Origin of the sequence: Arthrobacter globiformis (genome assembly GCF_030817195.1) — a bacterium.
In the GTDB taxonomy this organism is placed as follows: Bacteria; Actinomycetota; Actinomycetes; order Actinomycetales; family Micrococcaceae; genus Arthrobacter; species Arthrobacter globiformis_D.
Genome location: NZ_JAUSYZ010000001.1, coordinates 3,053,117 through 3,078,890 on the forward strand (window position 1 = coordinate 3,053,117; position 25,774 = coordinate 3,078,890).

A 25,774-nucleotide genomic window follows, 5' to 3' on the forward strand; every position below is an offset into this window, starting at 1 on the left:
CAGCAGGAATGGGGCTGGAATTAATGGCAGAGTCGACGGCGGAGTCCAGTACCGAGGAGGACGGACTGACACCGGTCAAGCCCGCCGAAGCGGAACTGCTCATCGTGACCGGAATGTCCGGCGCAGGCCGCAGCACCGCCTCCGATGCGCTGGAGGACCACGGCTGGTACGTCGTCGAGAACCTGCCGCCGCAGATGCTGGGGACGCTCGCCGAACTCGTGTCCCACGCCCCGCAGTCCATCCCCAAGCTTGCCGTGGTGATGGATGTGCGCAGCAAGGCGCTGTTCGCGGATATCCGCGCGGCCTTGCGGGCCCTCGCAGCCAGCGGTGTCACCTTCCGGGTGCTGTTCCTCGACGCCAGCGATGACGTCCTGGTCCGCCGCTTCGAGCAGGGACGGCGTCCGCACCCGCTGCAGGCCGGCGGCAGGATCCTGGACGGCATCGCCGCGGAGCGTGAACTCCTCAAGGAGCTGCGCGACTCCTCGGACCTTGTCCTGGACACCTCGTCCCTGAACGTGCACGGGCTCGCCACGGCGATCACCGAGCTGTTCACGGACACCGGCCCCATCGCGATCCGGCTGAACATCATGAGCTTCGGCTTCAAGTACGGCCTGCCCGTGGACGCCAACTACGTGGCCGACGTCAGGTTCATCCCGAACCCGCACTGGGTGCCCGCGCTGCGGCCGCACACTGGCCTGGACCAGGACGTCAGCGAGTACGTCCTCGGCGCCGAGGGCGTGCCGAACTTCGTGGAACGGTACGTCCTCGCCCTGGAACCTGTCCTGGAGGGCTACCGCCGCGAGAACAAGCACTACGCCACCATCGCCGTCGGATGCACGGGCGGAAAGCACCGCTCGGTGGCTGTCGCCATGGAGCTCTCGAAGCGCCTCGCACAATATCCGCGCGTAACTGTGACCACGACTCACCGGGACCTGGGCCGCGAGTAATGGGCGTTCTTACCGGCCCGCTGCCCCTGATTCCGCCGACCGGGCTGACCGGTTCCCAACCGGCCAAGGGGCCTACCGTCGTCGCGCTTGGCGGCGGCCACGGTCTTTCGGCCTCCCTCTCGGCGCTGCGCCTGCTGACGTCCGAACTGACTGCGGTAGTCACCGTGGCGGACGACGGCGGGTCCTCCGGCCGTCTCCGCGAGGAGTACGGCGTCCTTCCGCCCGGTGATCTCCGGATGGCGCTGTCCGCCCTGTGCGATGACACCGACTGGGGCCGCACCTGGCGCGACGTCATGCAGCACCGGTTCCGGTCCGCCCGCGGCGGCGCCTCCCTGGACGAGCACGCCATGGGCAACCTGCTGATCGTCACCCTCTGGGAGCTGCTCGGCGACGCAGTGGCCGGGTTGAAATGGGCCGGTGCCCTGCTCGGCGCCCGCGGACAGGTGCTGCCCATGTCCACGGTTCCGCTCACCATCGAGGGCGATGTCCGCGTAACCGCCCCGGACGGCAGCAGCACTGTCACCACCATCACGGGCCAGGCGCGCTGCGCCGTGGCGGGCTCGCTGGAGAGCGTCCGGCTGCTTCCCGAGCAGGCTCCGGCCTGCGTCGAGGCCCTGACCGCGATCGAGCTTGCCGACTGGGTGGTGCTGGGCCCGGGCTCCTGGTACACGTCCGTGCTGCCGCACCTGCTGCTGCCGGAAATGCGGCAGGCACTCTGCGATACACCGGCCAAGCGCTGCCTCACCATGAACCTCGCCATGGACACGAAGGAAACGTCCGGCATGTCCGCCGCGGACCACCTTCACGTCCTGCGCGACTACGCGCCGGAGTTCAGCGCGGACGTGGTCCTCGCGGACCCGGCTTCGGTTTCGGACCTGGCCGAGTTTGAACGGGCAGCGGGGATGATCGGCGCCGAGGTTGTCTTGGGTAGAGTAGGGGCTTCGGGCCGGAGACCGGTCCACGACCCCTTGCGGCTGGCTACGGCCTACCAGGATATTTTCGGGAATAGTTAGGAAAGGTGCCATGGCACTGACAGCATCAGTCAAGGAAGAACTCTCCCGCCTGGACATCAAGAAATCATCAGTCCGCAAGGCTGAGGTCTCGGCCATGCTCCGCTTCGCCGGGGGACTGCACATCATTTCGGGCCGGATCGTCATCGAGGCCGAGGTGGATCTTGCCTCCACCGCCCGGCGCCTGCGCGCCGCAATCGCCGAGGTCTACGGGCACCAGAGCGAAATCATCGTCGTCTCCGGCAGCGGCCTGCGCCGCGGCAGCCGTTACGTCGTCCGCGTCGTCCGCGACGGCGAGGCGCTGGCCCGGCAGACCGGGCTCCTTGACGGCCGGGGACGGCCGGTGCGCGGGCTGCCGTCCGTCGTCGTCAACGGTTCAGCGGCGGACGCAGAGGCGGTGTGGCGCGGCGCCTTCCTGGCGCACGGCTCACTCACCGAACCTGGCCGGTCCTCGTCCATGGAGGTCACCTGCCCCGGTCCCGAATCCGCCCTCGCGCTGGTCGGCGCGGCGCGCCGACTGGGGATCCAGGCCAAGGCCCGGGAGGTCAGGGGAGTGGACCGCGTGGTAATTCGCGACGGCGACACCATCGCCGCGCTGCTCACCCGGATGGGCGCCCATGACGCGCTGATGGTCTGGGAAGAACGGCGCATGCGCAAGGAAGTGCGGGCGACGGCGAACCGGCTCGCCAACTTTGACGACGCCAACCTCCGCCGCTCCGCGCAGGCCGCCGTGGCAGCCGGCGCCCGGGTGGACCGGGCGCTGGAGATCCTCGGCGACGACGTCCCGGACCACCTGAAGTACGCCGGCGAACTCCGGGTGGCCCACAAGCAGGCCAGCCTCGACGAACTTGGCCGGCTTGCCGATCCGCCCATGACGAAGGACGCCATCGCCGGGCGCATCCGCCGGCTGCTGGCCATGGCGGACAAACGCGCCTCGGATCTTGGCATCCCGGGCACGGATGCCAATGTGACGCCGGAAATGTTGGACGAGTAAACGGCGCCCATAGAATCAAGACCAGGTGGCGGCTGTTGCCGCCATCGGAGTTTTCCGGATGACCCGTCATCCGGGATGCACAATCCGAGAGTTAGCAAAACCGGACAAACTGTCCACGACATTGGAGGATTTTGTGACCGAGTACGTTCTGCCCGAACTCAGCTACGACTACGCAGCGCTCGAGCCCCACATCTCTGCACGGATCATGGAGCTGCACCACAGCAAGCACCACGCCGCGTACGTGACGGGCGCCAACAACGCGCTGGCCCAGCTGGCAGAGGCGCGCGAAAAGGGCGACTTCGCCAACATCAACCGGCTTTCCAAGGACCTGGCCTTCCACACCGGCGGCCACGTCAACCACTCCGTGTTCTGGAACAACCTCTCCCCGGACGGAGGCGACAAGCCCGAAGGTGAGCTCGCCGCGGCCATCGACGACGCCTTCGGCTCGTTTGATGCCTTCCGTGCGCAGTTCTCTGCCGCCGCCCTCGGCCTGCAGGGTTCGGGCTGGGGTTTCCTAGCCTACGAGCCCATCGGTGGCAACCTCGTCATCGAGCAGCTCTACGACCAGCAGGGCAACGTCGCGCTGGGCACCACCCCGCTGCTGATGCTGGACATGTGGGAGCACGCCTTCTACCTGGACTACGTCAACGTCAAGGCCGACTACGTCAAGGCGTTCTGGAACATCGTCAACTGGGCTGACGTGTCCGCCCGCTTCGCTGCGGCCCGCGCCAACGCGACGGGTCTCATCACCCTCTAAGTGTGATCCGGCGTACACAAAGCAGTAACAAACTTCACATTCGGCGACTTTAGGGCCGAATTGTGGACGGTCTGCCCCCGCACTTGCGGGGGCAGACCCACTTAAACGTAAGATGGATCACGGAAGGCGGTTAGCCTTCAGCAATGAGGCTGGTCGCCCTCCGATCTGAAAAATATCTCTGCCCAATGGCGTGCGGGATCTGTTAGTTGGCTTGAACGCCCGCTTACTAGTTGTGCTTCCAAGGCACAAAGGAGACTAAAAGTGACCACCCGTATTGGTATCAACGGCTTCGGCCGCATCGGCCGCAACTACTTCCGCGCAGCACTTGCTCAGGGTGCGGACCTTGAGATCGTTGCCGTCAACGACCTCACCAGCCCCGAGGCGCTGGCCCACCTCCTCAAGTACGACTCCGTCGGCGGGCGCCTGGCCGAAACCATCGAGGTCAAGGAAGGCAACCTGGTCGTCAACGGCAACGCCATCAAGGTCCTGGCTGAGCGCGACCCCGCCAACCTCCCGTGGAAGGACCTGGGCGTTGACATTGTCATCGAGTCCACCGGTTTCTTCACCAAGGCAGCTGCCGCCAAGAAGCACATCGAAGCCGGCGCCAAGAAGGTTCTGATCTCGGCCCCCGCCTCGGACGAGGACATCACCATCGTGATGGGCGTTAATGACGGCCTGTACGACCCCGAGAACCACCACATCATCTCCAACGCTTCCTGCACCACCAACTGCCTCGGCCCGCTGGCCAAGGTTGTTAACGACGCCTTCGGCATCGAACGTGGCCTGATGACCACCGTCCACGCGTACACCGCAGACCAGAACCTGCAGGACGGCCCGCACAACGACCTCCGCCGTGCCCGCGCCGCCGCCATCAACATGGTCCCCACCTCCACCGGTGCCGCCAAGGCCATCGGCCTGGTCCTGCCGGAGCTCAAGGGCAAGCTGGACGGCTACGCCATCCGTGTTCCGGTCCCCACCGGCTCCGCCACCGACCTCACCGTCACGGTCTCCCGCGAGACCACCGTCGAGGAAGTCAACGCCACGCTCAAGAAGGCCGCAGAGTCCGACGAATGGCAGGGCATCCTGACCTACACCGACGCTCCGATCGTCTCCTCGGACATCGTCGGCGACCCCGCCTCGTCCATCTTTGACTCCGGTTTGACCAAGGTCATCGGCAACCAGGTCAAGGTTGTTTCGTGGTATGACAACGAATGGGGCTACTCAAACCGCCTTGTGGACCTCACGGAGCTCGTAGCCGCAAAGCTGGGCTAGGGTTAGCTACATGACATCTCACACCCTCAACGAACTGATCGCTGAAGGTGTCCGCGGGCGGTACATTCTGGTTCGAAGTGACCTGAATGTGCCGCTCGACGGCTCTACAGTGACTGACGACGGCCGCATCCGGGCCTCACTGCCAGTACTGGGAAAGCTCACGGACGCCGGTGCCCGCGTGCTGGTAACAGCCCACCTCGGCCGCCCCAAGGGCGCCCCTGAAGACAAGTACTCGCTCAAGCCGGCGGTTGCCCGCCTGGCCGAGCTGGCTTCCTTCCCGGTCTCCCTCGCGGATGACACGGTGGGCCCCTCGGCCAAGGAGAAGGCGGCTGCGCTGCAGGATGGCCAGGTCCTGGTACTCGAAAACGTGCGGTTCGACGCACGCGAGACCAGCAAGGACGAAGCCGAGCGCGGCGCATTCGCCGACGAGCTGGTGGGACTCACCGGTGAAAACGGCGCTTTCGTGAACGACGCCTTCGGCGCTGTGCACCGCAAGCACGCCAGCGTTTACGACGTCGCCACCCGGCTCCCGTCGTACCTCGGCGACCTTGTGGGTACCGAGGTGGAAGTCCTCCGCAAGCTCACCGCAGACACCCAGCGACCCTACGTTGTGGTGCTGGGCGGTTCAAAGGTTTCGGACAAGCTCGCCGTCATCGACAACCTGCTCGGCAAGGCCGACACCATCCTGGTGGGCGGCGGCATGCTGTTCACCTTCCTTGCAGCCGAGGGCCACAAGGTCGCCGGCAGCCTGCTGGAAGAGGACCAGATCCCGGTCGTCCAGGACTACCTCAAGCGCGCAGCCGACGCCGGCACGGAATTCGTGATCCCCACTGACGTCGTTGTTGCAGCCAAGTTCGCAGCCGACGCCGACCACGAGACGGTCAGCGCCGACGCTATCGAAGGCAGCAGCTTCGGGGCGCAGGGCATCGGCCTGGACATCGGACCCGAGTCCGCCGCGGCGTTCGCCGAGCAGATCAAGGGCGCCAAGACGGTGTTCTGGAACGGACCCATGGGCGTCTTCGAGTTCGAGGCGTTCTCCGCAGGCACCCGGGCCATCGCCCAGGCGCTGACGGAGACGGACGCGTTCACGGTGGTCGGCGGCGGCGACTCCGCGGCTGCGGTGCGCACGCTCGGCTTCGCCGATGACCAGTTCGGACACATTTCCACTGGCGGCGGCGCCAGCCTGGAATACCTTGAAGGCAAGGAACTTCCCGGCCTCAGCGTTCTGGACCGCTAAAGACCCCGCAGCCGGCAGGGCACCTTCCGCACCGCGAAGGCGCCCTGCCGGCTGTTCACATGATCAGCACATTTGACCGGCATTTTTGGAGAACACGTGACTACGTCAACCAACGGCACCTTTGACCGCACGCCTTTGATCGCAGGCAACTGGAAGATGAACATGGACCACGTCCAGGGCATCACCCTCCTGCAGAAGCTGGCCTGGACACTGTCCGACGCCAAGCACGACTACAGCCGCGTGGAAGCCGCTGTCTTCCCGCCCTTCACCGACCTCCGCGGGGTGCAGACCCTCGTCCAAGGCGACGAACTGGACATCGCCTACGGCGGCCAGGACCTGTCCCAGTTCGACTCAGGCGCCTACACCGGGGACATCTCGGGCCAGTTCCTGAACAAGCTCGGCTGCAAGTATGTCCTCGTCGGCCACAGCGAACGCCGCACCATCCACGCTGAGTCCGACGAAGTCCTCAATGCCAAGGTCAAGGCGGCCTACCGGCACAACGTCATCCCCGTCCTGTGCGTCGGGGAAGGCCTTGAGATCCGCCAGGCCGGCACTCACGTCCAGCACACGCTGGACCAGCTCCGCGCCGACGTCGAAGGCCTCACCGCCGAGCAGGCGGCCGAGCTCGTCGTCGCCTATGAGCCCGTCTGGGCCATCGGCACCGGCGAGGTTGCAGGCCCGGAGGACGCCCAGGAAATGTGCGCCGCGATCCGTGCCGAACTCGCCGAACTGTTCGACGCCGACGTGGCCGCCAAGGTCCGCCTGCTGTACGGCGGTTCGGTCAAGGCCAGCAACGCTGCCGCCATCCTCAAGGAACGCGACGTCGACGGCGTGCTGGTGGGCGGCGCCAGCCTTGATCCCGCTGAGTTTGCTAATATTGTCAAGTTCGAGAGCCACCTCGTAACGGACTAGTCCGTTCATCTGGCGCGCTCCCGCATCCACCAACTTTGGAAAGGCCGTCGTGGACGTTCTTCATGTGATTCTGCAGATCCTGCTGGGCATTACCAGCCTTCTGCTGACCCTGCTCATCCTGCTCCACAAGGGACGCGGCGGCGGCCTGTCGGACATGTTCGGCGGCGGAATGAGCTCGGGGTTGTCCTCCTCCGGTGTTGCTGAGCGCAACCTGAACAGGTTCACCATCATCCTTGGCGTCACGTGGGGCGTTGTGATCATCGCCCTTGGCCTCCTCATGCGCTTCACAGGTGTCGCTGACTCCTGACGCTGTCTCAGCCGCCCAGCACGAAAAGCCCGGCCCAGTCAGGATCTGTTCCTGATTGGGCCGGGCTTTTCGTGCCGCCAGGGCGAACTGCAGACTAAACTGTCGCTATCGGATCTAACGGCAGCGCCGCCATTAGCAGCGAGGGAGTTCCCATGGTGCATTCCTCTTCAGGATTCCGCGGTACCCGCGTGGGTGTCATCCAAGGGGCCGGATTGAAGAACCAGGGGGATGACCCTCTCGGGGAGCCCCTGCCGCGTATTTGTGTATCCTATTGGTGCGCCATGGGACATGAGACGCGGCCTGTTTTTCTTAAGTTGCCAGACGACCAGATTCCGGACGTGTGGGACTGCCGCCAGTGCGGCCGGCCCGCGTCGCGCAATCCCGGTGCCGTGGTGCCCGGCGAAGCCCCGGAAGACGGCTTCAAGACCCACCTGGAATACGTTAAAGAGAGACGCTCCAGCCAGGACGCCGAAGACGTTCTGGCTGGAGCGCTGCAGCGGCTAAGAGCCAGCCGGCGCCTTCCTGACTAGCTGTTCAGGAACGCGCGAGGCCGCGTTTTCGTCGATCAGCCACAGCGTCCGGGACCGGCCTGCGGGACCGGACGCGGGCACCTGGACGGGATTGGCCCCGGCCAGGGCCAGGCCCACCGCACCGGCCTTGTCCTCGCCGGCGACCACCATCCACACCTCCGCGGCGGTGTTGATCGCCGGCAGGGTCAAGGAAATGCGCTCGGGCGGCGGCTTGGGGGAGTTGCGGACCCCCACCACAGTAAGCTGCTTCTCGCGGATGCCGCCCTGCTCCGGGAACAGGGACGCCACGTGCGCGTCAGGACCCACACCGAGCAGGACGACGTCGAACCGGGGAAGCCTGCCCGGCTCCTCAGGACGGTCATCCGAGGCATCCGCGGCGTGCTCGGAAGCTGCCGCCTCGCTGAGGCGGCGCGCGTAGTCCTCAGCGGCCTGTTCCGGTGATTCAAAGTCATCAGTCGAGCCGGGCACGTGGACCCGCGCGGGATCAACATCGATGTGCTTCAGCAGCGCCTCCTGGGCCTGGAACGCATTGCGGTCCGGGTCCTGGGAGCCCACAAAGCGTTCGTCACCCCACCAGAAGTTCACCTTGGCCCAGTCCACGGCCGGCGCGGCCGGCGAATCGGCCACGGCTTTCAGCGTTCCGATGCCCACCGTGCCTCCGGTAAGCACCACCGTCGCTTCACCGAATCGGTCCTGCACATCCACGAGCTTGGTGATCAGGCGGGCCGCAATGGCGGCCATGAGTACGGAAGAGTCAGGATGGATGCTTACTCTGGGCTCAGCGCTCACTGGGACGGACACTCCTTAGATTGGTACGGGGCAGTCCAATAGTAATCACTTCGCCGAACACTTCGTCGGGGTCGAGGCGGCGCAGTTCTTCGGCGAGGCAGTCGCGGAGGCTGCGCCGTGGCAGCGAGATCCGTTGTGCGGGTTGGCCTGGTTGGGTGAGTTCGGCGATGGAGAGTCCGGGGCGGAAAAGTTGGACGTCGCCGCCGGGGCGGGTGAGCCGGACCCGGCGGATGCCGGTGCCGGCCGGGTCGGCGACGATCGTGACCGGGGCGTCCAGGGACAGGGTGAGCCAGGCCGCGAGCAGGATGGTGCTGGGCGAGTCCGAGGCGCCTTCGACCGCGACAGCGGTGACGGGCGAGGAGTCGGCCTGGTCCAGGACCGCGGCGAGCTGGATGCGCCAGTTCGTCAGCCGGGTCCAGGCGAGGTCGGTATCGCCGGCCTTATAGGTGTTCCGGATGTTCTCCAGGGCCACCTGGGGTTCGGCCTCGTTCGCCGAATCGGTGATGCGGCGGTGTGCGATGCGTCCGATCGAGGTTTCGGACGCGTTTTTCGGTGCCCCGTGTGGCCACCAGGCCACGATCGGGGCGTCGGGCAGCAGCAGCGCGGCGACGAGGGACTCGCTTTCCTCGGCGAGCTCACCGAAGCCGCGCAGCACGATGACCTCGGACGCGCCGGCGTCACCGCCGACCCGGATCTGCGCGTCGAGCCGGTTCGGCGCGGACGAGCCGGCGTCGGCGAGCACGATGATCCGGCAGGGGTGTTCGCGGCTGGCCTCATTGGCCGCCTCGATCGCTTCTTCCTCGAGCCCGGATTTGGTGACCACCACGAGGGTCAGGACGCGGCCAAGGGCGATCACGCCGCCCTGCTCGCGCAGGGACTGGATCTTCTTGGAAACGTTCGAGGTGGTGGTGTTCGGCAGGTCTACGATCATGGCCTTCTCCAGGTGCGTCCGTCGCGGGCGAGCAGCTCGTCAGCCGAGGCCGGGCCCCAGCTGCCGGGCGCGTACGGCTCGGGCTGTTCGCCCAGGCCGGCCCAGTACTCTTCGAAGGGGTCCAGGATCTTCCAGGACAGCTCCACTTCCTCGTGCCGCGGGAACAGCGGCGGCTCACCGAGGAGCACGTCCAGGATCAGCCGCTCGTAGGCTTCGGGGCTGGACTCGGTGAACGAGTGCCCGTAGCCGAAGTCCATCGTCACGTCCCGGACCTCCATCTGGGTGCCGGGGACCTTGGACCCGAACCGGATCGTGGCGCCCTCGTCGGGCTGGACCCGGATCACCACGGCGTTCTGCCCGAAATCGTCGTCGCTGTGGTCCCGGAACAGCAGGTTCGGTGCCCGCTTGAACACCACCGCGATTTCCGTCACCCGGCGGCCGAGCCGCTTGCCGGCGCGCAGGTAGAACGGCACCCCGTTCCAGCGCCGGGTGTTGATGTCCACCCGGATCGCGGCATAGGTTTCGGTGGTCGAGTCGGCCGGGATGCCCTCTTCTTCCAGATACCCCTGGACCTGCTCCCCGCCCTGCCAGCCGCCCGCGAACTGCCCGCGCGCCGAATGCGTGGACAGGTCCTCCGGGAGCCTCACCGCAGCCAGGACCTTTTCCTTCTCCGCCCGCAGGTCATCGGCGTTGAAGGAAATGGGCTCCTCCATCGCCGTCAACGCGAGCAGCTGCAGCAGGTGGTTCTGGATCACGTCGCGGGCCGCACCCACGCCGTCGTAATACCCCGCCCGGCCGCCGGTGCCAATGTCCTCGGCCATGGTGATCTGCACATGGTCCACGTAGTTCGCGTTCCACAACGGCTCGAACAGCTGGTTCGCGAAGCGCAGCGCCAAGATGTTCTGGACCGTCTCCTTGCCCAGGTAATGGTCGATCCGGAACACCGCGTCCTGCGGGAACACCGATTCGACGATGTCGTTCAGCTGCCGGGCGGATTCGAGGTCGTGCCCGAACGGCTTCTCGATGACCACGCGCCGCCACTTCTCGCCCTCGGCTTGCGCCAGGCCGTGCTTGGAGAGCTGCCGGCAGACCTGCTCGAAGGCCTTCGGCGGGATCGAGAGGTAGAACGCGTGGTTGCCGCGGGTTCCGCGGTTCTCGTCGAGTTCCTTGATCGTCTCGCCGAGCCGCTCAAACGCCGAATCGTCGTCGAACGCGCCCTGCACGAACCGGATGCCCTCGGAGAGCTGGTTCCAGACCGCCTCATCAAACGGGGTCCGTGCGTAGGACTTCACGGCGTCCTTCACCTCCGCGGCGAAGTCCTCGTTGTCCCAGTCCCGCCGGCCGAAACCGACCAGCGCGAAGCTGGGCGGCAGCAGGCCACGGTTGGCGAGGTCATACACGGCCGGCATGAGCTTCTTACGGGCAAGGTCCCCCGTGACTCCGAAGAGCACAAGCGAGGACGGTCCGGCAATCCGGTTCAGCCGCCGGTCCCGCGGATCCCGCAAAGGGTTCCCGGACCGGACCGCTGACCTCTTGCCGTTCAAAGTATCTGGCATGGTTTATTCGGTGCCTTAGCTCTCAGTGGCGGATGCTGCCTTGCTGGCCAGCGACGAAACGATCTCCTGCAGCTGGGCCACGCCCGCTGCGCGGTCGGTGAGGTGCAGGCGCAGAACGGGCCGGCCGTGCTCGCCCAGCACCTGGGCGTCACCGGCAGCCTGGGCCGCGATCAGCTCGCCGAAGGTGAACGGACGCTCCGGAATGGCGAGGTCCTGCGCGGACGCCGCGGTGACCTGCAGGAAGACACCGATGGCGGGGCCGCCCTTGTGGAACTGGCCGGTGGAGTGCAGGAAGCGCGGTCCCCAGCCGAAGGTGACCGGACGGCCGCTCACGGCGGCGAGGTCGTCCCGGACGCCCTCGAGCTGCGCGTAGGCCAGGCGGTCGAAGTAGGCCTGGACGCTCAGGTAGCCGTCGCCGCCCAGCTGCGCCAACAGCGCAGCAACAGCATCGGCTGCCGTGGCAGCGTCGCCCAGCCACTCGCCGCCGCGGACCTCGATCGCGCCGTCGACGAAGGCAGCCGGTGTCGGTTCCGGCTGTGCGTCCAGCAGTCCGCGGGCAGCCACCTTGGCGGCTTCGACGTCGGGCTGGTCAAACGGGTTGATGCCCAGCAGGCGCCCGGCCACAGCGGTGGCGAATTCCCACACCATCATCTGCGAGGCAAGCCCGCCGGCAATGGCAACTTCGTTCTCGCCCAGTTCGACGTCGGCATCCGCGCTGACGAGCCGGACCACCAGGACGTCTTCAGCGCCGGAGCTAACCTCCGGAGCGTTCGGCCCGGCGACCACCGGCAGGATGCCGGTGCCGAGCTTGCCCGTAGATTCGGCGATGAGCTGCTCGGCCCAGTCAGCGAATCCGACGATACCGGAGCCGTTCTCCGCGATGACGACCTTGTTGCGCAGCGGGTTGGTGCCGCCGAGCACTGCACCGAGGGCGAGCCCGATGTTCTCGGGTGCGTCCTCGTTCAGGATCTCGGCGGCTTCCTCTGCCTCGTCCAGCAGGGCAGCGATGTCCACGCCGGCCAGGCCGGAGGGGACCAGCCCGAACGCCGTCAGGGCCGAGTACCGGCCGCCCACGTTCGGGTCCGCGTTGAACACGGCACGGTACCCGGCGTCGCGGGACGCCTTGTCCAGCGGGGAACCGGGATCGGTCACCACGATGATGCGGCTCTTGGCATCGAGGCCGGCCTCGGTGAAGGCGTGCTCGAAGATCCGGCGCTGCGAATCGGTTTCCAGGGTCGAACCGGACTTCGAGGAAACCACGATGGCGGTTTCCGTCAGACGGTCCGCGAGGGCAGCACCGACCTGTTCGGGGTCGGTGCTGTCCAGCACAGTCAGCTCGACGCCAGCGGTGCCGGCGATGACTTCCGGAGCAAGGGAGGACCCGCCCATGCCGCAAAGCACAATCCGGGTCACCCCCTCGGCCTTCAGGGCATCCCGGAGTTCCAGGATGCCGTCCACCAGAGGCCGGGAGACGGTGGCCGCCTCGACCCAGCCAAGGCGGATGGCCGACTCGGATTCCGCATCTGAACCCCACAGGGTGTGGTCCTTGGCGAAAATGCGCGTGGCGACGCGGTCTTCCACGAGGGCGGGCAGGTGCTGCTCAAGAGCCTTCCGGGCGGCACCGGTGGCGTCGTAGCTGAGTGTGCTCATTGTGGACTAGGAAGCCTTCCGTGCAGTGGCGAGGGCACCTTCAACATCGGCCAGCAGTTCCTTCCAGCTGGCAACAAACTTGTCCAGGCCTTCGGATTCCAGCAGGGCGACGACCTCGTTATAGGAGATGCCGAGGGCATCGAGGGCGTTGAGGGTGGCGTTCGCTTCATCGTAGCCGTTGGTGACGGTGTCGCCCGTGACCACGCCGTGGTCGAACGTGGCGTCCAGGGTCTTCTCCGGCATGGTGTTCACGACGCCGGGGGCAACGAGCTCGGTGACGTAGAGGGTGTCCGGGTAGGCCGGGTCCTTCACGCCGGTGGAGGCCCACAGCGGGCGCTGCGGCAGGGCGCCGGCCTCTGCCAGGACTGCCCAGCGTTCGGTGGAGAAGAGCTCCTCGTACACCTGGTAGGCCAGGCGGGCGTTGGCAACGCCGGCCTTGCCCTTGAGGGCCTTGGCTTCCTCAGTGCCGATGGCGTCCAGGCGCTTGTCGATTTCGGTGTCCACGCGCGAAACGAAGAACGACGCGACCGAGTGGATCTTGGAGAGGTCGTGGCCGTTGTCCTTGGCCTGCTCCAGGCCGCTCTGGAAGGCGTTGATGACTGCCCGGTAGCGCTCCAGCGAGAAGATCAGGGTCACGTTCACGCTGATGCCCTCGGCCAGGGTTGCCGTAATGGCTTCCAGGCCCTCAAGCGTGGCCGGGATCTTGATGTGGACGTTGTCGCGGTTGACCTTCTTGTAGAGGTGCTTCGCTTCGGCGATGGTGCCGGCGGTGTCCCAGGCCAGGCGGGGGTCCACCTCGATGGAGACACGGCCGTCGACACCTTTGGTGGCGGCGGCGATCGGGGCGAAGAGGTCGCAGGCGTCGGCGACGTCCGTCGTCGTGATCTCGAAGATGGTCTCTTCGATGGAGGCGCCTGCAGCGGCCTCCTTGGCGATGACGGCGTCGTAGTCCGTGCCGGAGGTGATGGCGGCGTGGAAGATGCTGGGGTTCGTGGTGACACCCACAACGTTCTTCTCTTCGATCAGCTTCTGCAGCGTGCCGGTCTTCAGGCGGCCCCGGGAGAGGTCGTCGAGCCAGATGGATACGCCGGCGTCGGAAAGCTGCTGGGTGGGAGTGCTAGTCATTTCTAATCTCCTTGAACTGTGGGGGAGTCTGTCAGGACTGGAGTCCGGCGAGGGAATCCTTGGCGGCGGCGGCAACTGCTTCTGCCGTGATGCCGAATTCCTGGAACAGACGCTTGTAGTCGGCGGATGCGCCGTAGTGCTCGAGGCTGACGGAGCGGCCGGCGTCGCCGACGAACTCGCGCCAGCCCTGGGACAGGCCGGCTTCAACGGAAACGCGGGCCTTGACCGCAGCGGGCAGGACAGCCTCGCGGTAGGCGGCGTCCTGCTTGTTGAACCACTCGACACACGGCATGGACACCACGCGGGCGGCGATGCCTTCGGCCTGCAGGGCTTCGCGGGCCTGGACGGCCAGCTGGACTTCCGAGCCGGTGGCGATCAGGATGACCTGCGCATCCACGGTCTGGCCGTCCTTGGATGCCTCGGCCAGCACGTAGCCGCCCTTGGCGACGCCTGCTGTCGAACCGAAGGTGTCGCCCTCAGCTGCGCCTTCGCCACGCTCGTAGGTGGGGATGTTCTGGCGGGTCAGGACGATGCCGGCCGGGTTCTCGTGGTTCTCCAGCATGGTCTTCCAGGCTGCCGCAACCTCGTTGGCGTCGCCCGGACGGACGACGTCGAGACCCGGGATGGCGCGCAGCGAAGCGAGCTGCTCCACCGGCTGGTGCGTCGGTCCGTCTTCACCCAGGCCGATGGAGTCGTGCGTCCAGACATACAGGGACGGCACGCCCATCAGGGCGCCGAGGCGGATGGCGGGACGCTGGTAGTCGCTAAAGATCAGGAACGTACCGGAGAACGCGCGGGTCTTGCCGTGCAGGCTGATACCGTTCACGATCGACGCGGCGGCGTGCTCGCGGATACCGAAGTGCAGGACGCGGCCGTACGGGTTGCCGGACCAGGCGTTGGTCTGCTTGCCGGCGGGAACGAACGACGGTGAGCCTTCGATCGTGGTGTTGTTGGACTCTGCGAGGTCGGCCGAGCCGCCCCAGAGTTCCGGCATGACCGGGCCGATGGCGTTCAGGACCTTACCGGAGGCGGCGCGGGTGGACACGTCCTTGCCGGCCGGGAAGACCGGGAGTGCGCCGTCGAGCTCTGCGGGGAGCTGGCGGGCCTCGACGCGCTCCAGCAGGGCAGCGGCCTCGGGGTTGGCGGACTGCCAGGCGGCGAAGGACTCTTCCCATTCCTTGCGGGCGTGGGCACCGCGGTCGACGACGGCGCGGGCGTGGGCCAGTACTTCCTCGTCAACTTCGAAGGACTTCTCGGGGTCAAAGCCGAGGACGTTCTTCAGTGCTGCCACTTCTTCCGAACCCAGGGCCGAGCCGTGGATCTTGCCGGTGTTCTGCTTCTTCGGGGCCGGGTAGCCGATGATGGTGCGCAGCGAGATGATGGACGGCTTGGAGGTCTCGGCCTTGGCGGCCAGCAGCGCGGAGTAGAGCTCCTGGACGTCTTCCTTGTATTCGCCGGTCTTGGTCCAGTCCACGCGCTGGGTGTGCCAGCCGTAGGCTTCGTAGCGCTTGAGGACGTCCTCGGTGAAGGCGATGTCGGTGTCGTCTTCGATGGAGATGTGGTTCTCGTCGTAGATGACCACGAGGTTGCCGAGCTCCTGGTGGCCGGCGAGGGAGGAAGCCTCAGAGGTCACGCCTTCCTGGAGGTCACCGTCGGAAGCGATGACCCAGATGGTGTGGTCGAACGGGCTCTCGCCGGCGGGAGCATCGGCGTCGAACAGGCCGCGCTGGCGGCGCTGGGAGTAGGCAAAGCCCACGGAGGAGGCCAGGCCCTGGCCCAGCGGGCCGGTGGTGATTTCCACGCCGGCGGTGTGCTTGTATTCGGGGTGGCCCGGGGTCAGGGACCCCCATGTGCGCAGCGCCTCGAGGTCCTTCAGTTCCAGGCCGTAGCCGGAGAGGAACAGCTGGATGTATAGCGTCAGGGACGTGTGGCCGGGGGAGAGGACGAAGCGGTCGCGGCCGATCCAGTCCGGGTTCTGCGGGTCGTGCCGCATCAGCTTCTGGAACAGCAGGTAAGCGGCCGGAGCCAGGCTCATCGCGGTGCCGGGGTGGCCGTTGCCTACCTTCTCCACGGCGTCGGCGGCCAGGACACGCACAGTGTCAACGGCGCGCTGGTCGAGGTCGGTCCAAGTCAGTTCTTGCTCTTTCAAATGTGCCACGTAACCGGGCCCCTCTCTGTGTTAACGGCAAGCGGTAATGACACACAGCGGCAGGGCATAATTGGTGCCCGCTGCATTTGCGCCTACCAGCCGTTCACCATTGAAACGTTGATCTTCATTCAGTCGCCGGACGGGATGGAATGCGGTTTCTTCCCCGTCTTCCAGTGTGCGCTGATCTGCAGACAGCTTAGCTCTATTCCACACTTCGAGCGGCCAAAATCTCACCAATTGGACGCAATTTCTCTTTTGTGAATCACTCGTGCCGTGAGGCTGCGTTAATGTGATTGAAGCAAGCACGAACGAATCATTTTCAGTGATTTCCCGTCACACACCGATGCCAGCGATCCATGCGGGACCGCGGTATGATATCGGGAGGCCACCGGCGGACAGGGCGGGCTCAAGTGCGCACATGACAGCCCCGCCACCGCCGTTGAGGGATCGGTCCGGACCGCGTGTCCAGACGGGCCGATCAGATAAACAGCCAGACAGAAACAGAGTGACTGCCACGTGAGCACAACAGATACGCCGCTGACCTCTTCCCGGGTCCACGGAAGAGCCGGACTAGCCCGCAAGGCCAAGGCGTACCTTGCACTCACCAAGCCCAGGGTCATTGAACTCCTGCTGGTCAGCACCCTGCCCACCATGATTTACGCGCAGCGCGGCTTCCCGTCCCTCGGCCTCATCATGGCCACCCTCGTGGGCGGCGCGTTCGCTGCCGGCAGCGCCGGTGCCTTCAACTGCTACATCGACCGCGACATCGACAAGCTGATGCACCGCACCGAGAAGCGCCCCCTGGTTACCGGCGAGGTCACGCCGCGCGAGGCCCTGATCTTTGCCTGGCTGCTGGGCGCCGCCGCCATCGCCATCCTCTGGTTCGGCGCGAACCCGCTCTCCGCCTGGCTCGGACTCGGCGCCATCGTCTTCTACGTGGTCATCTACACCATGATCCTCAAGCGCCGCACGGCACAGAACATCGTCTGGGGCGGTGCCGCGGGCTGTTTCCCGGTGCTGATCGCCTGGTCCGCCGTGACCAACACGGTCGAGTGGCCGGCCATCGTGCTGTTCATGGTGATCTTCCTCTGGACCCCGCCGCACTACTGGCCGCTGTCGATGCGCTACGGCGAGGACTACCGCAACGCCAACGTGCCGATGCTCGGTGCCATCGCCGGTGCAAAGGTCGTGTCCGTCCAGGTGGTCCTGTACGCCTGGGCTATGGTGGCCTGCTCGCTGCTCATGATCCCGGCTGGCAATGCGGGCTGGGTCTACACCGCCATCGCCGTCCTGGCCGGTGCCTGGTTCCTGTACGAGTCCCATGCCCTCTACAACCGGGCGCAGGGTGGGGACCTCTCGGACAAGGGCGCCATGAAGGTCTTCCACGGCTCCATCAGCTACCTGACGCTCCTCTTCATCGCGCTGGCCGTCGACCCGTTCGTCGGCTCGCCGATCATGGGCTAACCCAGCACCCCCCCAACGCGTCCTCAGGTCCTGCGGGTTTTCCCCGGACGCTTCCTCACATCCTGCCGGTTTTCCCCGGACGCTTCCTCACATCCTGCCGGTTTTCCCCGGACGCTTCCTCACATCCTGCCGGTTTTCCCCGGACGCTTCCTCACATCCTGCAGGTTTTCCCCGGACGCTTCCTCACGTCCTGCCGGATGCAGAAACGCCCCTTCACTTTATGAATGGGGCGTTTTCCTTGCCGCAAGCGGCCCACTTGAGGAAGCGTCAGCCGAAGGGCCTGTCAATTATTCGGTGTAACTGTGGCGGCTTCTTTCAGTTCCTCATCCACCGCATCGATTGCAGCGGTTGTCACATCCGTCACTGCGCTCTCCTTCTCCCTCGGGAATTACACCAGAAAATGCACAGTCTCGCCGCAAGCGACGTGACCTGAGGAAGCGTCAGGGGTGAAGCGACGAAAGGTGAGGACGCGTCGGGAATGAAGCGACGGGACCTGAGGACGCGTCGGGAATGAAGCTACCCGACGGGGCTGGAGCGGGCGATGTCGGCGGCGTTGGTTGCCACGGCCATCAGCAGGGCCGCGCCCAGCATGTGGGCTCCCACGAGCAGCGCCGGGATGCCGTTGTAGTACTGCGTGAAGCCAATGACGGCCTGGAGCACGGTGACGCCGAGCAGCATCAGCACGGCCGTCCGGAAGATACCGGAAATGCCGCGGCGGAATACAAAGTACACGGCGAGCAGCGTACCGGCCGTGACCAGGTAGGCGGGCACGGCATGGATGTGCGAGAACAGGTCCCAGTCCAGGTTGTTGCGGGGCGCATTGGCGTCACCCGCGTGCGGTCCGGCGCCGGTAACCACAACGCCCAGCATGACGGCGATCGCGGAGAAGAGCGCGACGGCGGTCATCACCGGCCGCAGGACCCCCGGCAGTGAAGCGAGCGGACGGGTCCGGAATCCGCCGGTCCTTCCGTAGGCCCGGTTGACCAGCAGCGTGGCGAAAACCACCAGCGCCATGGACACCAGGAAGTGCAGGCCCACCACCCACGGGTTCAGCTGGGTGAGCACGGTGATCCCGCCAATGATGGCCTGCGCCGGGATGCTCGCCAGCAGGCCCAGGGCCAGCAGGAACAGGTCCTTGCGCTCCTTGCGCAGGTTCCACAGGTAGACCAGCATGAGCGCTGCGACAGCGGCCAGGGCGAACGTCAGGAGGCGGTTGCCGAACTCGATGAAGCCGTGGATGCCCATCTCGGGGGTATTCACCAGGGAATTGTTCGTGCACCTGGGCCAGGTGGGGCAGCCCAGGCCCGAGGCGGTCAGCCGGACGGCGCCGCCGGTGACCACCAGGACCGTCTGTCCGATCAGGGACAGCACGGCCAGGCGGCGGACGGTCGAATCGACGGTGACGGGCAGCTTGGATGCCAGGCGGCCGACGAACTGGGGGAGGCGCGAAGCCGTGCTCACTTTATTCTCAATTCCATTTGAACCAGCGGATGGCTGCTGCGCCGGCGAGAACCGTCCACATCAGCAGGACAAGGACAGCGTTACCGTTCACGGCGCCATGCAGGAGCGCGTCGCGCAGGCCTTCGCCAAGGGCCCCGGAGGGCAGCAGGTGGACGGTGTCCTGGGCGAGTTCCGGCAGCCGCTGCATGGGGATCACGATGCCGCCCAGGGCGCCGAGGAGGATCCACAGCAGGTTCGTGATGGCCAGCGTGGCCTCGGGCCGGACAGTGCCGGCCACCAGCAGGCCCAGGGCGGTGAATGCGGCAGCCCCGAGGACAAGCAGGCACAGGCCGGGCAGCACGCCCAGCGGATTCGGCTGCCAGCCGAGGGGAAAAGCGACGGCGCCCACGATGACCACCTGGATCACCAGGACGGCCAGGACCGCCAGGATCTTCCCGGCGATGAGGCCGACCCGTCCCAGCGGCGTGGTGGACAGGAACCGCAGCACGCCATACCGGCGGTCGAAGCCGGTGGCGATGCCCTGACCGGTGAACGCCGTGGACATGGCACAGAGCGCGAGGATGCCGGGGACGGCAACATTGACCCGGCTATCCCCGATGCCGTCGAGCAGCGGGGTGACCGTCAGTCCGATCAGGGCAAGGAGCGGCAGGACTACGGCCAGGATCAGCTGCTCGCCGTTCCGGAGCATGGTGGCGGCCTCGTATTTGCCCTGCAGCAGGATCCGGCGGAGCAGGGGAGCAGGCGCGCTGCCCGTGGCTGTCGTCATCGGATTTCCCTTCCGGAAATGTCAAGGAATACATCTTCGAGGCTCCGGGCCTCCATGCTCAGCGAGCCCGGCATGATGCTGTGGTGTGCCCACCACGCCGTCAGCGCGGCAAGGTCCTCGGGGGTCAGCGCCCCGGTGGCCGTGTAGCTGCCGGAGCGGGTCTCGCGGATCTCGATCTCGGCAGGCAGCACGTCGGTGAAGTCCAGCCCCGGCAGTGCCTCGAAGTGCAGGGTCCGGATGTGGTCCCTGTGGGGCGTCTCCGGCATGTTGTGCTGGAGCAGCTGGGCCACGGTGCCCTCCGCAACATTCCTGCCGGCGTCGATGATGTAAACGTAATCGGCCAGGCGCTGCGCATCATCCATGAGATGGGTTGTGAGGATGATCCCCATCCCGCCATCCCGGAGTTCGGCGATCAGTTCGAAGACCAGCTGGCGGGATTGCGGGTCCAGCCCGGCACTCGGTTCGTCCAGGAACAGGACCTCGGGGTTGCCAATCAGGGCGGCGGCGAGGGCCAGCCGCTGCTTCTGTCCGCCGGACAGCCGGCGGACATTGGTCCGGCTAAAGGTGTCGATGCCCAGCCGCTGCACCAGCTCATCCAGCGGCCTGGGATTGCGGTACATGCCGGCAATGTGGCGGAGCAGGGGAATCGGACGGGCCGACGGCGGGAGGCCGCCGTCCTGGAGCATGACGCCGACGCGGGCGCGCAGTTCCGCACCGGCCGTGCCGGGATCGGCGCCAAGCAGCGTAATCGTTCCGCCCGTGCGCCTTTGGAGCCCCTGGGCGCATTCGATAGTGGTAGTCTTGCCGGCACCGTTGGCTCCGAGCAGCGCCGTGACCTCGCCGCGGCCGGCAACGAGTGAGACGTCGCTCACCACCCTGAGCATCTTGCCATCGAGGGTGGGGAGCGGACCGACGTCCTTGATGAGCCCGTCGATGGTCAATACGGGGGATTTGGGGGATCGCACCCCAGCATTCTACGTGAAGTAGTACTGTCACCGGTGAGACGATGGACCGGGCCCGCGGGTTGCCGCAGGTCAGCCTTGCCTTACTGGAAGGCAGCAATAAATTACGACATGATTGTGTTGTGTATTCCATGACCAATACCACTTCCGCGCCTTTGGCCGGGCAGAGCGCGCCAACCGGTGCGCTGCGCGGTGGCCAACGTGCTGCCCTGGCATCAGTGCCGGCCGCGGCCGACACTGACGAGCGCACGCGCGACCGCGTTCTCAGCGCCGTCCTGGAGCACGGGCCGGTCAGCGCCGCGGAACTGGGCGACCTGCTCGGGTTCACCCCGGCCGCCGTCCGCCGCCACCTGGACCACCTGTCCCGCGCGGGCGTCATTGAGGTCAAGCGCGTTGCACGCGCAGGAGCCGGTGCCGGCCGCCCCGCCCGCCGCTACGTCCTCAGCTCCCAGGGCCAGTCCTCACTGGGCGACGACTATCTGAACATTGCCAGCCTGGCGCTCAAGCAGCTCGGCGCGGTGGCGGGGGATGAAGCCGTCCGCCAGTTCGCCGTCGAGCGTTTCGCGGAGATGGAACGCCGCTACGCCCCTGAGGTGGAAGCGGCCGGAACGGATATCACCGCCCGCGCACAGGCCCTGTCCGCCGCCCTGTCCCGGGACGGCTTCGTCGCCTCCACTGCCTCGATCGAAGCCAAGGCCCCCCTGCCCGCCGCGCTGTCCAGCGTCCAGCTGTGCCAGGGCCACTGCCCCATCCAGCAGCTGGCCACCCAGTTTCCCGTCTTCTGCGACGCGGAAACGGAAATGTTTTCGCGCCTCGTCGGTGTCGATGTCCGCAGGCTTTCCACGCTCGCACGCGGCGGACACGTCTGCACCACCCACATACCTACAGGCCGTCCGGCCATATCGGTGGCGGAGGCCGCCGGCAGCCAACCGGACAACCTGAACGAAGTATCCAACCATCTGCAAGAAAGGCCGTGATGACGGACCAACTATCAGAGAAGACGGTTGCCGAGACTGCTGTGATTTCGGAGATTCTGGAAAAGAATCCCGAGCTCCACGGAATCGGCACCTACGAGTACGGCTGGGCCGACAAGAACGACGTCGGTGCCAACGCACGCCGTGGCCTCAACGAGGACGTCGTCCGCGACATCTCGGCCAAGAAGAGCGAGCCGGAATGGATGCTCGACCTTCGCCTTAAGGGTCTGAAGTACTTCGACCGCAAGCCCATGCCCACCTGGGGTGCGGACCTCTCCGGCATCGACTTCGACAACATCAAGTACTTCGTGCGCTCCACGGAGAAGCAGGCCGCCACCTGGGAAGACCTTCCCGAGGACATCCGGAACACGTACGAGAAGCTCGGCATCCCGGAAGCGGAGCGCAGCCGCCTGGTATCCGGCGTGGCAGCCCAGTACGAGTCCGAAGTGGTCTACCACCAGATCCGCGAGGACCTTGAGGCCCAGGGCGTCATCTTCCTGGACACGGACACCGCGCTGCGCGAGCACCCGGAGATCTTCCAGGAATACTTCGGCACCATCATTCCGGTGGGCGACAACAAGTTCGCCTCGCTGAACACGGCCGTATGGTCCGGCGGTTCCTTCGTGTACGTGCCCAAGGGCGTGCACGTCGACATCCCGCTGCAGGCCTACTTCCGCATCAACACGGAAAACATGGGCCAGTTCGAGCGCACGCTGATCATCGCGGACGAGGACTCCTACGTCCACTACATCGAGGGCTGCACCGCCCCGATCTACACCTCGGACTCGCTGCACTCCGCCGTCGTGGAAATCGTGGTCAAGAAGGGCGCCCGCGTCCGTTACACCACCATCCAGAACTGGTCCAACAACGTGTACAACCTGGTGACCAAGCGCGCGATCTGCGAAGAAGGCGCCACCATGGAGTGGATCGATGGCAACATCGGTTCCAAGGTCACCATGAAGTACCCGGCCGTCTACCTCACGGGCGAGCACGCCAAGGGCGAGACCCTGTCCATCGCGTTCGCCGGCGAAGGCCAGCACCAGGACACCGGCTCCAAGATGGTCCACATCGCGCCGAACACCAAGAGCTCCATCATCTCCAAGTCCGTGGCCCGCGGCGGCGGACGCGCGGCGTACCGCGGCCTCGTCCAGATCCGCGAAGGCGCCAAGCACTCGGCCAACACGGTGCGATGCGACGCCCTGCTGGTGGACACCATCAGCCGCTCGGACACCTACCCTTACATCGACATCCGCGAGGATGACGTCCAGCTGGGTCACGAGGCTACTGTCTCGCGCGTTTCCGAGGAACAGCTCTTCTACCTCATGTCCCGCGGCATGCGCGAAGACGAAGCCATGGCCATGATCGTGCGCGGCTTCATCGAGCCGATCGCCCGCGAGCTGCCGATGGAATACGCCCTCGAGCTGAACCGCCTCATTGAACTCCAGATGGAAGGATCCGTCGGTTAATGACTGCCGAAATTACTACTGAAAAGGCCCGCATCGGAGCGCCTTCCATCGCAGGCTTCACCGAGGAAGGCGAGGGCCTGGTTTCCGCCAAGGTGGACCACAGCCACAACCACGGCCTCACCGTGATGTCCTCCCGCGCCGAGCGCCTCACGAGCTTCGACGTCGCTGACTTCGCGCTGCCCACCGGCCGCGAGGAAGAGTGGCGCTTCAGCCCGGTCCGCGGGCTGGCCAACCTACTCTCCGACGCAGCGTCGGACGGCGAAGCGGCCGCGTTCACCGTGGAAGCCCCCGAAGGCTATGTCCGCGGCAGCCTGGCACAGGGAGCCGCCCCGCGCGGAACCGTGCTGACCCCGGCCGACCGGGCCGCCGTCGTCGGCTCAGCAAACACCGACGAGGCCCTGCACGTGGTCATCCCGGCGGAAGCCGAACCGGCTGAGCCGGTGCGGATCCTGGTCCACGGCGCGGGCGCCGGCCGCCGCTCCAACGCACACTACGTGCTGGAAGCCGGGGCCAACTCTCGCAGCGTGGTGATCCTGGAGCACACCGGTGCCGCCGACCACAACGGCAACCTGGAAGTCATCGTTGGCGAGGGCGCAAAGCTCACCGTGATCTCGGTGCAGCTTTGGGAAGACGACGCCAAGCACCTCGCACAGCACGACGCGCAGGTGGGCAAGGACGCTGTGTACAAGCACATCGCCGTGTCCCTCGGCGGATCCATCGTGCGCCTGAACTCAAACGTCCGCTTTGCGGGTGAAGGCGCCGAGGCCGAGCTGCTGGGCCTGTACTTCGCCGACGCCGGGCAGCACCTGGAGCACCGGTCCTTCGTTGACCACAACGTGGCCAACTGCAAGTCCAACGTGCTGTACAAGGGCGCCCTGCAAGGCAAGAACGCGCACACCGTATGGGTCGGCGACGTCCTGATCCAGAAGCAGGCCCTGGGCACCGACTCCTACGAGAAAAACCAGAACCTCGTGCTGACGGACGGCTGCCGGGCCGACTCTGTTCCGAACCTCGAGATCGAGACTGGTCTCATCGAGGGCGCCGGACACGCGAGCTCCACCGGGCGTTTTGACGACGAACACCTGTTCTACCTCATGGCACGCGGCATTCCGGAAGAGGTTGCGCGGCGGCTTGTCGTGCGCGGCTTCCTCAACGAGATCATCCAGCAGATCAAGGTCCCGGCCCTCGAAGAGCGCCTGACCGAGGCTGTTGAGCGTGAACTCGCCGCGACCGAGAATTAAGCAGCCCCGGAAAGTACAGGACAACGGATGACTGAACAGCCAAAGGGCGAGCTCGTCTGCAACGTGAACGAGATCCAGCCCAAGCAGGCCCTGCGGATCCTGATCGATGACTTCCCCGTCGCGATCGTCAAGGACTCCATGGGAGAGATCCACGCTATCGGCGACACCTGCTCGCACGCGGACATCTCCCTCTCGGAGGGAGAGGTCGAGGGCTGTGCCATCGAATGCTGGGGCCACGGGTCGCAGTTCGACCTGCGCACCGGCGAACCTCTCCAGCTGCCGGCCTACGACCCCGTGCCCGTGTTCGCGGTGGAGATCGTCGGGGACGAGGTCTACGTGGACTTCACCAACGTCCTCAACGGCGCCGAAACCCCGAACTTCAGCTAGCCCGGCCTGTACCAGAACTAAACAACTTCCAGACCAAAAGACCGCACCGCCGCCCCAACGGCGCGGTGCAGAGGAGAACAAGACACATGTCTACTCTTGAGATCAAGGACCTGCACGTCAGCATCGACACCGAGCAGGGCACCAAGGAGATCCTGAAGGGCGTCAGCCTGACCATCCGCACCGGTGAGACCCACGCCATCATGGGCCCCAACGGTTCGGGCAAGTCCACGCTGGCGTCGACCATCGCCGGCCACCCGCGCTACAACGTCACCGGCGGCACCATCACGCTGGACGGCGAAGACGTCCTCGCCATGAGCGTTGACGAGCGTGCACGCGCCGGCCTCTTCCTTGCCATGCAGTACCCGGTGGAGGTTCCCGGCGTCACCATGACTAACTTCCTGCGGACTGCCAAGACCGCCATCGACGGCCAGGCGCCGGCGCTGCGTACGTGGACCAAAGACGTCAAGGCCGCCATGCAGCAGCTGCGCATCGATGCGGACTTCGCGCAGCGCAACGTCAACGAGGGCTTCTCGGGCGGCGAAAAGAAGCGCGTGGAGATCCTCCAGCTCGAGCTCTTCAAGCCCAAGTTCGCCGTGCTTGACGAGACCGACTCCGGCCTGGATGTCGACGCCCTGAAGATCGTCTCGGAAGGCGTCAACCGCGCCCACGCCGAAGGCAACATGGGCACCATGCTCATCACGCACTACACGCGCATCCTGCGCTACATCAAGCCCGAGTTCGTCCACGTCTTCGTTGACGGCCAGATTGTTGAAGAAGGCGGCCCGGAGCTCGCCGACCGTCTCGAAGAAGAAGGCTACGACCGCTACGCCAAGGGCGCGGGCGCAGCCTCGATCGCTGCCGCCGCAGCCCAGGCCTAGTAAGGACAC

Annotated in this window: 24 protein-coding genes; 15 read left to right on the forward strand and 9 right to left on the reverse strand. The window is 66.0% G+C overall.

Annotated elements, in window-relative coordinates; genetic code table 11:
* Window positions 1-23: 23 nt before the first annotated feature.
* The 9 genes from rapZ (at window position 24) to QF036_RS13790 (ending at window position 7,966) form a co-directional block, all read left to right on the forward strand.
* Window positions 24-947: an RNase adapter RapZ gene (gene rapZ, locus QF036_RS13750; protein ID WP_307105922.1), complete on the forward strand. Its 924-nt coding sequence runs from the start codon at window positions 24-26 to the stop codon at window positions 945-947.
* Entirely contained in the window at window positions 947-1,960 is a 1,014-nt protein-coding gene (locus QF036_RS13755) for a gluconeogenesis factor YvcK family protein (RefSeq protein ID WP_307102684.1), read from the forward strand. The genes rapZ and QF036_RS13755 overlap by 1 nt, the downstream gene beginning before the upstream one ends.
* A 10-nt stretch (window positions 1,961-1,970) precedes the next feature.
* Entirely contained in the window at window positions 1,971-2,951 is a 981-nt protein-coding gene (whiA, locus tag QF036_RS13760) for a DNA-binding protein WhiA (protein WP_003805560.1), read from the forward strand.
* A 133-nt stretch (window positions 2,952-3,084) separates the two neighbouring features.
* The gene (locus tag QF036_RS13765; protein WP_076803204.1) at window positions 3,085-3,708 is read left to right on the forward strand and encodes a superoxide dismutase; all 624 of its coding nucleotides are present in this window, start codon (window positions 3,085-3,087) and stop codon (window positions 3,706-3,708) included.
* A gap of 261 nt (window positions 3,709-3,969) precedes the next feature.
* Entirely contained in the window at window positions 3,970-4,980 is a 1,011-nt protein-coding gene (gene gap, locus QF036_RS13770) for a type I glyceraldehyde-3-phosphate dehydrogenase (RefSeq protein ID WP_003805562.1), read from the forward strand.
* Window positions 4,981-4,990: 10 nt separating this feature from the next.
* Window positions 4,991-6,217, forward strand: coding sequence for a phosphoglycerate kinase (locus QF036_RS13775; protein WP_307102686.1), 1,227 nt, complete (start codon window positions 4,991-4,993; stop codon window positions 6,215-6,217).
* Between the two features lie 96 nt (window positions 6,218-6,313).
* Window positions 6,314-7,129 (forward strand): triose-phosphate isomerase, encoded by an 816-nt coding sequence (tpiA, locus tag QF036_RS13780; RefSeq protein WP_307102688.1) that lies wholly within the window; start codon window positions 6,314-6,316, stop codon window positions 7,127-7,129.
* A gap of 49 nt (window positions 7,130-7,178) precedes the next feature.
* Window positions 7,179-7,436, forward strand: coding sequence for a preprotein translocase subunit SecG (gene secG, locus QF036_RS13785; protein ID WP_003805565.1), 258 nt, complete (start codon window positions 7,179-7,181; stop codon window positions 7,434-7,436).
* A gap of 152 nt (window positions 7,437-7,588) precedes the next feature.
* Window positions 7,589-7,966 carry an RNA polymerase-binding protein RbpA gene (locus QF036_RS13790; protein WP_307102690.1) on the forward strand — a complete coding sequence of 126 codons (378 nt, stop codon included), beginning with the start codon at window positions 7,589-7,591 and terminating at the stop codon, window positions 7,964-7,966.
* Here QF036_RS13790 and pgl read toward each other — a convergent pair.
* The 6 genes from pgl to tkt are packed head-to-tail and all read right to left on the reverse strand — an operon-like array spanning window position 7,937 to window position 16,166.
* Window positions 7,937-8,755, reverse strand: a complete 819-nt coding sequence (gene pgl / locus QF036_RS13795; protein WP_307102691.1) for a 6-phosphogluconolactonase — start codon at window positions 8,753-8,755, stop codon at window positions 7,937-7,939. The genes QF036_RS13790 and pgl overlap by 30 nt on opposite strands.
* Window positions 8,745-9,686 carry a glucose-6-phosphate dehydrogenase assembly protein OpcA gene (locus QF036_RS13800; RefSeq protein ID WP_307102693.1) on the reverse strand — a complete coding sequence of 314 codons (942 nt, stop codon included), beginning with the start codon at window positions 9,684-9,686 and terminating at the stop codon, window positions 8,745-8,747. Before QF036_RS13800 ends, pgl begins: the two co-directional genes overlap by 11 nt.
* Window positions 9,683-11,242 carry a glucose-6-phosphate dehydrogenase gene (zwf, locus tag QF036_RS13805; protein ID WP_307102695.1) on the reverse strand — a complete coding sequence of 520 codons (1,560 nt, stop codon included), beginning with the start codon at window positions 11,240-11,242 and terminating at the stop codon, window positions 9,683-9,685. The genes QF036_RS13800 and zwf overlap by 4 nt, the downstream gene beginning before the upstream one ends.
* 15 nt (window positions 11,243-11,257) lie before the next feature.
* Window positions 11,258-12,892, reverse strand: a complete 1,635-nt coding sequence (locus tag QF036_RS13810) for a glucose-6-phosphate isomerase (protein WP_307102697.1) — start codon at window positions 12,890-12,892, stop codon at window positions 11,258-11,260.
* A 6-nt stretch (window positions 12,893-12,898) separates the two neighbouring features.
* Window positions 12,899-14,017 carry a transaldolase gene (gene tal / locus QF036_RS13815; RefSeq protein WP_307102700.1) on the reverse strand — a complete coding sequence of 373 codons (1,119 nt, stop codon included), beginning with the start codon at window positions 14,015-14,017 and terminating at the stop codon, window positions 12,899-12,901.
* A gap of 31 nt (window positions 14,018-14,048) precedes the next feature.
* Window positions 14,049-16,166 carry a transketolase gene (gene tkt / locus QF036_RS13820; protein WP_307105924.1) on the reverse strand — a complete coding sequence of 706 codons (2,118 nt, stop codon included), beginning with the start codon at window positions 16,164-16,166 and terminating at the stop codon, window positions 14,049-14,051.
* Between the two features lie 516 nt (window positions 16,167-16,682).
* On the opposite strand from tkt, the gene QF036_RS13825 reads away from it, so the two are divergent.
* Entirely contained in the window at window positions 16,683-17,630 is a 948-nt protein-coding gene (locus tag QF036_RS13825) for a heme o synthase (RefSeq protein ID WP_307102702.1), read from the forward strand.
* 516 nt (window positions 17,631-18,146) lie between these two features.
* Here QF036_RS13825 and QF036_RS13830 read toward each other — a convergent pair.
* Genes QF036_RS13830 through QF036_RS13840 form a run of 3 tightly spaced genes read right to left on the reverse strand, consistent with a single transcriptional unit; the run spans window position 18,147 to window position 20,822 of the window.
* Window positions 18,147-19,091 carry a COX15/CtaA family protein gene (locus tag QF036_RS13830; protein WP_307102703.1) on the reverse strand — a complete coding sequence of 315 codons (945 nt, stop codon included), beginning with the start codon at window positions 19,089-19,091 and terminating at the stop codon, window positions 18,147-18,149.
* Window positions 19,092-19,098: 7 nt separating this feature from the next.
* Window positions 19,099-19,857 carry an ABC transporter permease gene (locus QF036_RS13835; protein WP_307102705.1) on the reverse strand — a complete coding sequence of 253 codons (759 nt, stop codon included), beginning with the start codon at window positions 19,855-19,857 and terminating at the stop codon, window positions 19,099-19,101.
* Entirely contained in the window at window positions 19,854-20,822 is a 969-nt protein-coding gene (locus QF036_RS13840) for an ABC transporter ATP-binding protein (protein WP_307102707.1), read from the reverse strand. The genes QF036_RS13835 and QF036_RS13840 overlap by 4 nt, the downstream gene beginning before the upstream one ends.
* A 119-nt stretch (window positions 20,823-20,941) precedes the next feature.
* Here QF036_RS13840 and QF036_RS13845 point away from each other — a divergent pair, with 119 nt between their 5' ends.
* The 5 genes from QF036_RS13845 to sufC all read left to right on the forward strand — a co-directional run bounded on the left by QF036_RS13845 (window position 20,942) and on the right by sufC (window position 25,765).
* The gene (locus tag QF036_RS13845; protein WP_307102709.1) at window positions 20,942-21,796 is read left to right on the forward strand and encodes a helix-turn-helix transcriptional regulator; all 855 of its coding nucleotides are present in this window, start codon (window positions 20,942-20,944) and stop codon (window positions 21,794-21,796) included.
* Window positions 21,796-23,259: a Fe-S cluster assembly protein SufB gene (sufB, locus tag QF036_RS13850; RefSeq protein ID WP_306923537.1), complete on the forward strand. Its 1,464-nt coding sequence runs from the start codon at window positions 21,796-21,798 to the stop codon at window positions 23,257-23,259. Before QF036_RS13845 ends, sufB begins: the two co-directional genes overlap by 1 nt.
* Window positions 23,259-24,500 (forward strand): Fe-S cluster assembly protein SufD, encoded by a 1,242-nt coding sequence (sufD, locus tag QF036_RS13855; RefSeq protein ID WP_307102711.1) that lies wholly within the window; start codon window positions 23,259-23,261, stop codon window positions 24,498-24,500. The genes sufB and sufD overlap by 1 nt, the downstream gene beginning before the upstream one ends.
* A gap of 27 nt (window positions 24,501-24,527) precedes the next feature.
* Complete coding sequence (locus QF036_RS13860; RefSeq protein ID WP_306923540.1) at window positions 24,528-24,887, forward strand: non-heme iron oxygenase ferredoxin subunit; 360 nt, start codon at window positions 24,528-24,530, stop codon at window positions 24,885-24,887.
* Between the two features lie 86 nt (window positions 24,888-24,973).
* Complete coding sequence (gene sufC, locus QF036_RS13865) at window positions 24,974-25,765, forward strand: Fe-S cluster assembly ATPase SufC (RefSeq protein ID WP_307102714.1); 792 nt, start codon at window positions 24,974-24,976, stop codon at window positions 25,763-25,765.
* Window positions 25,766-25,774 lie beyond the last annotated feature (9 nt).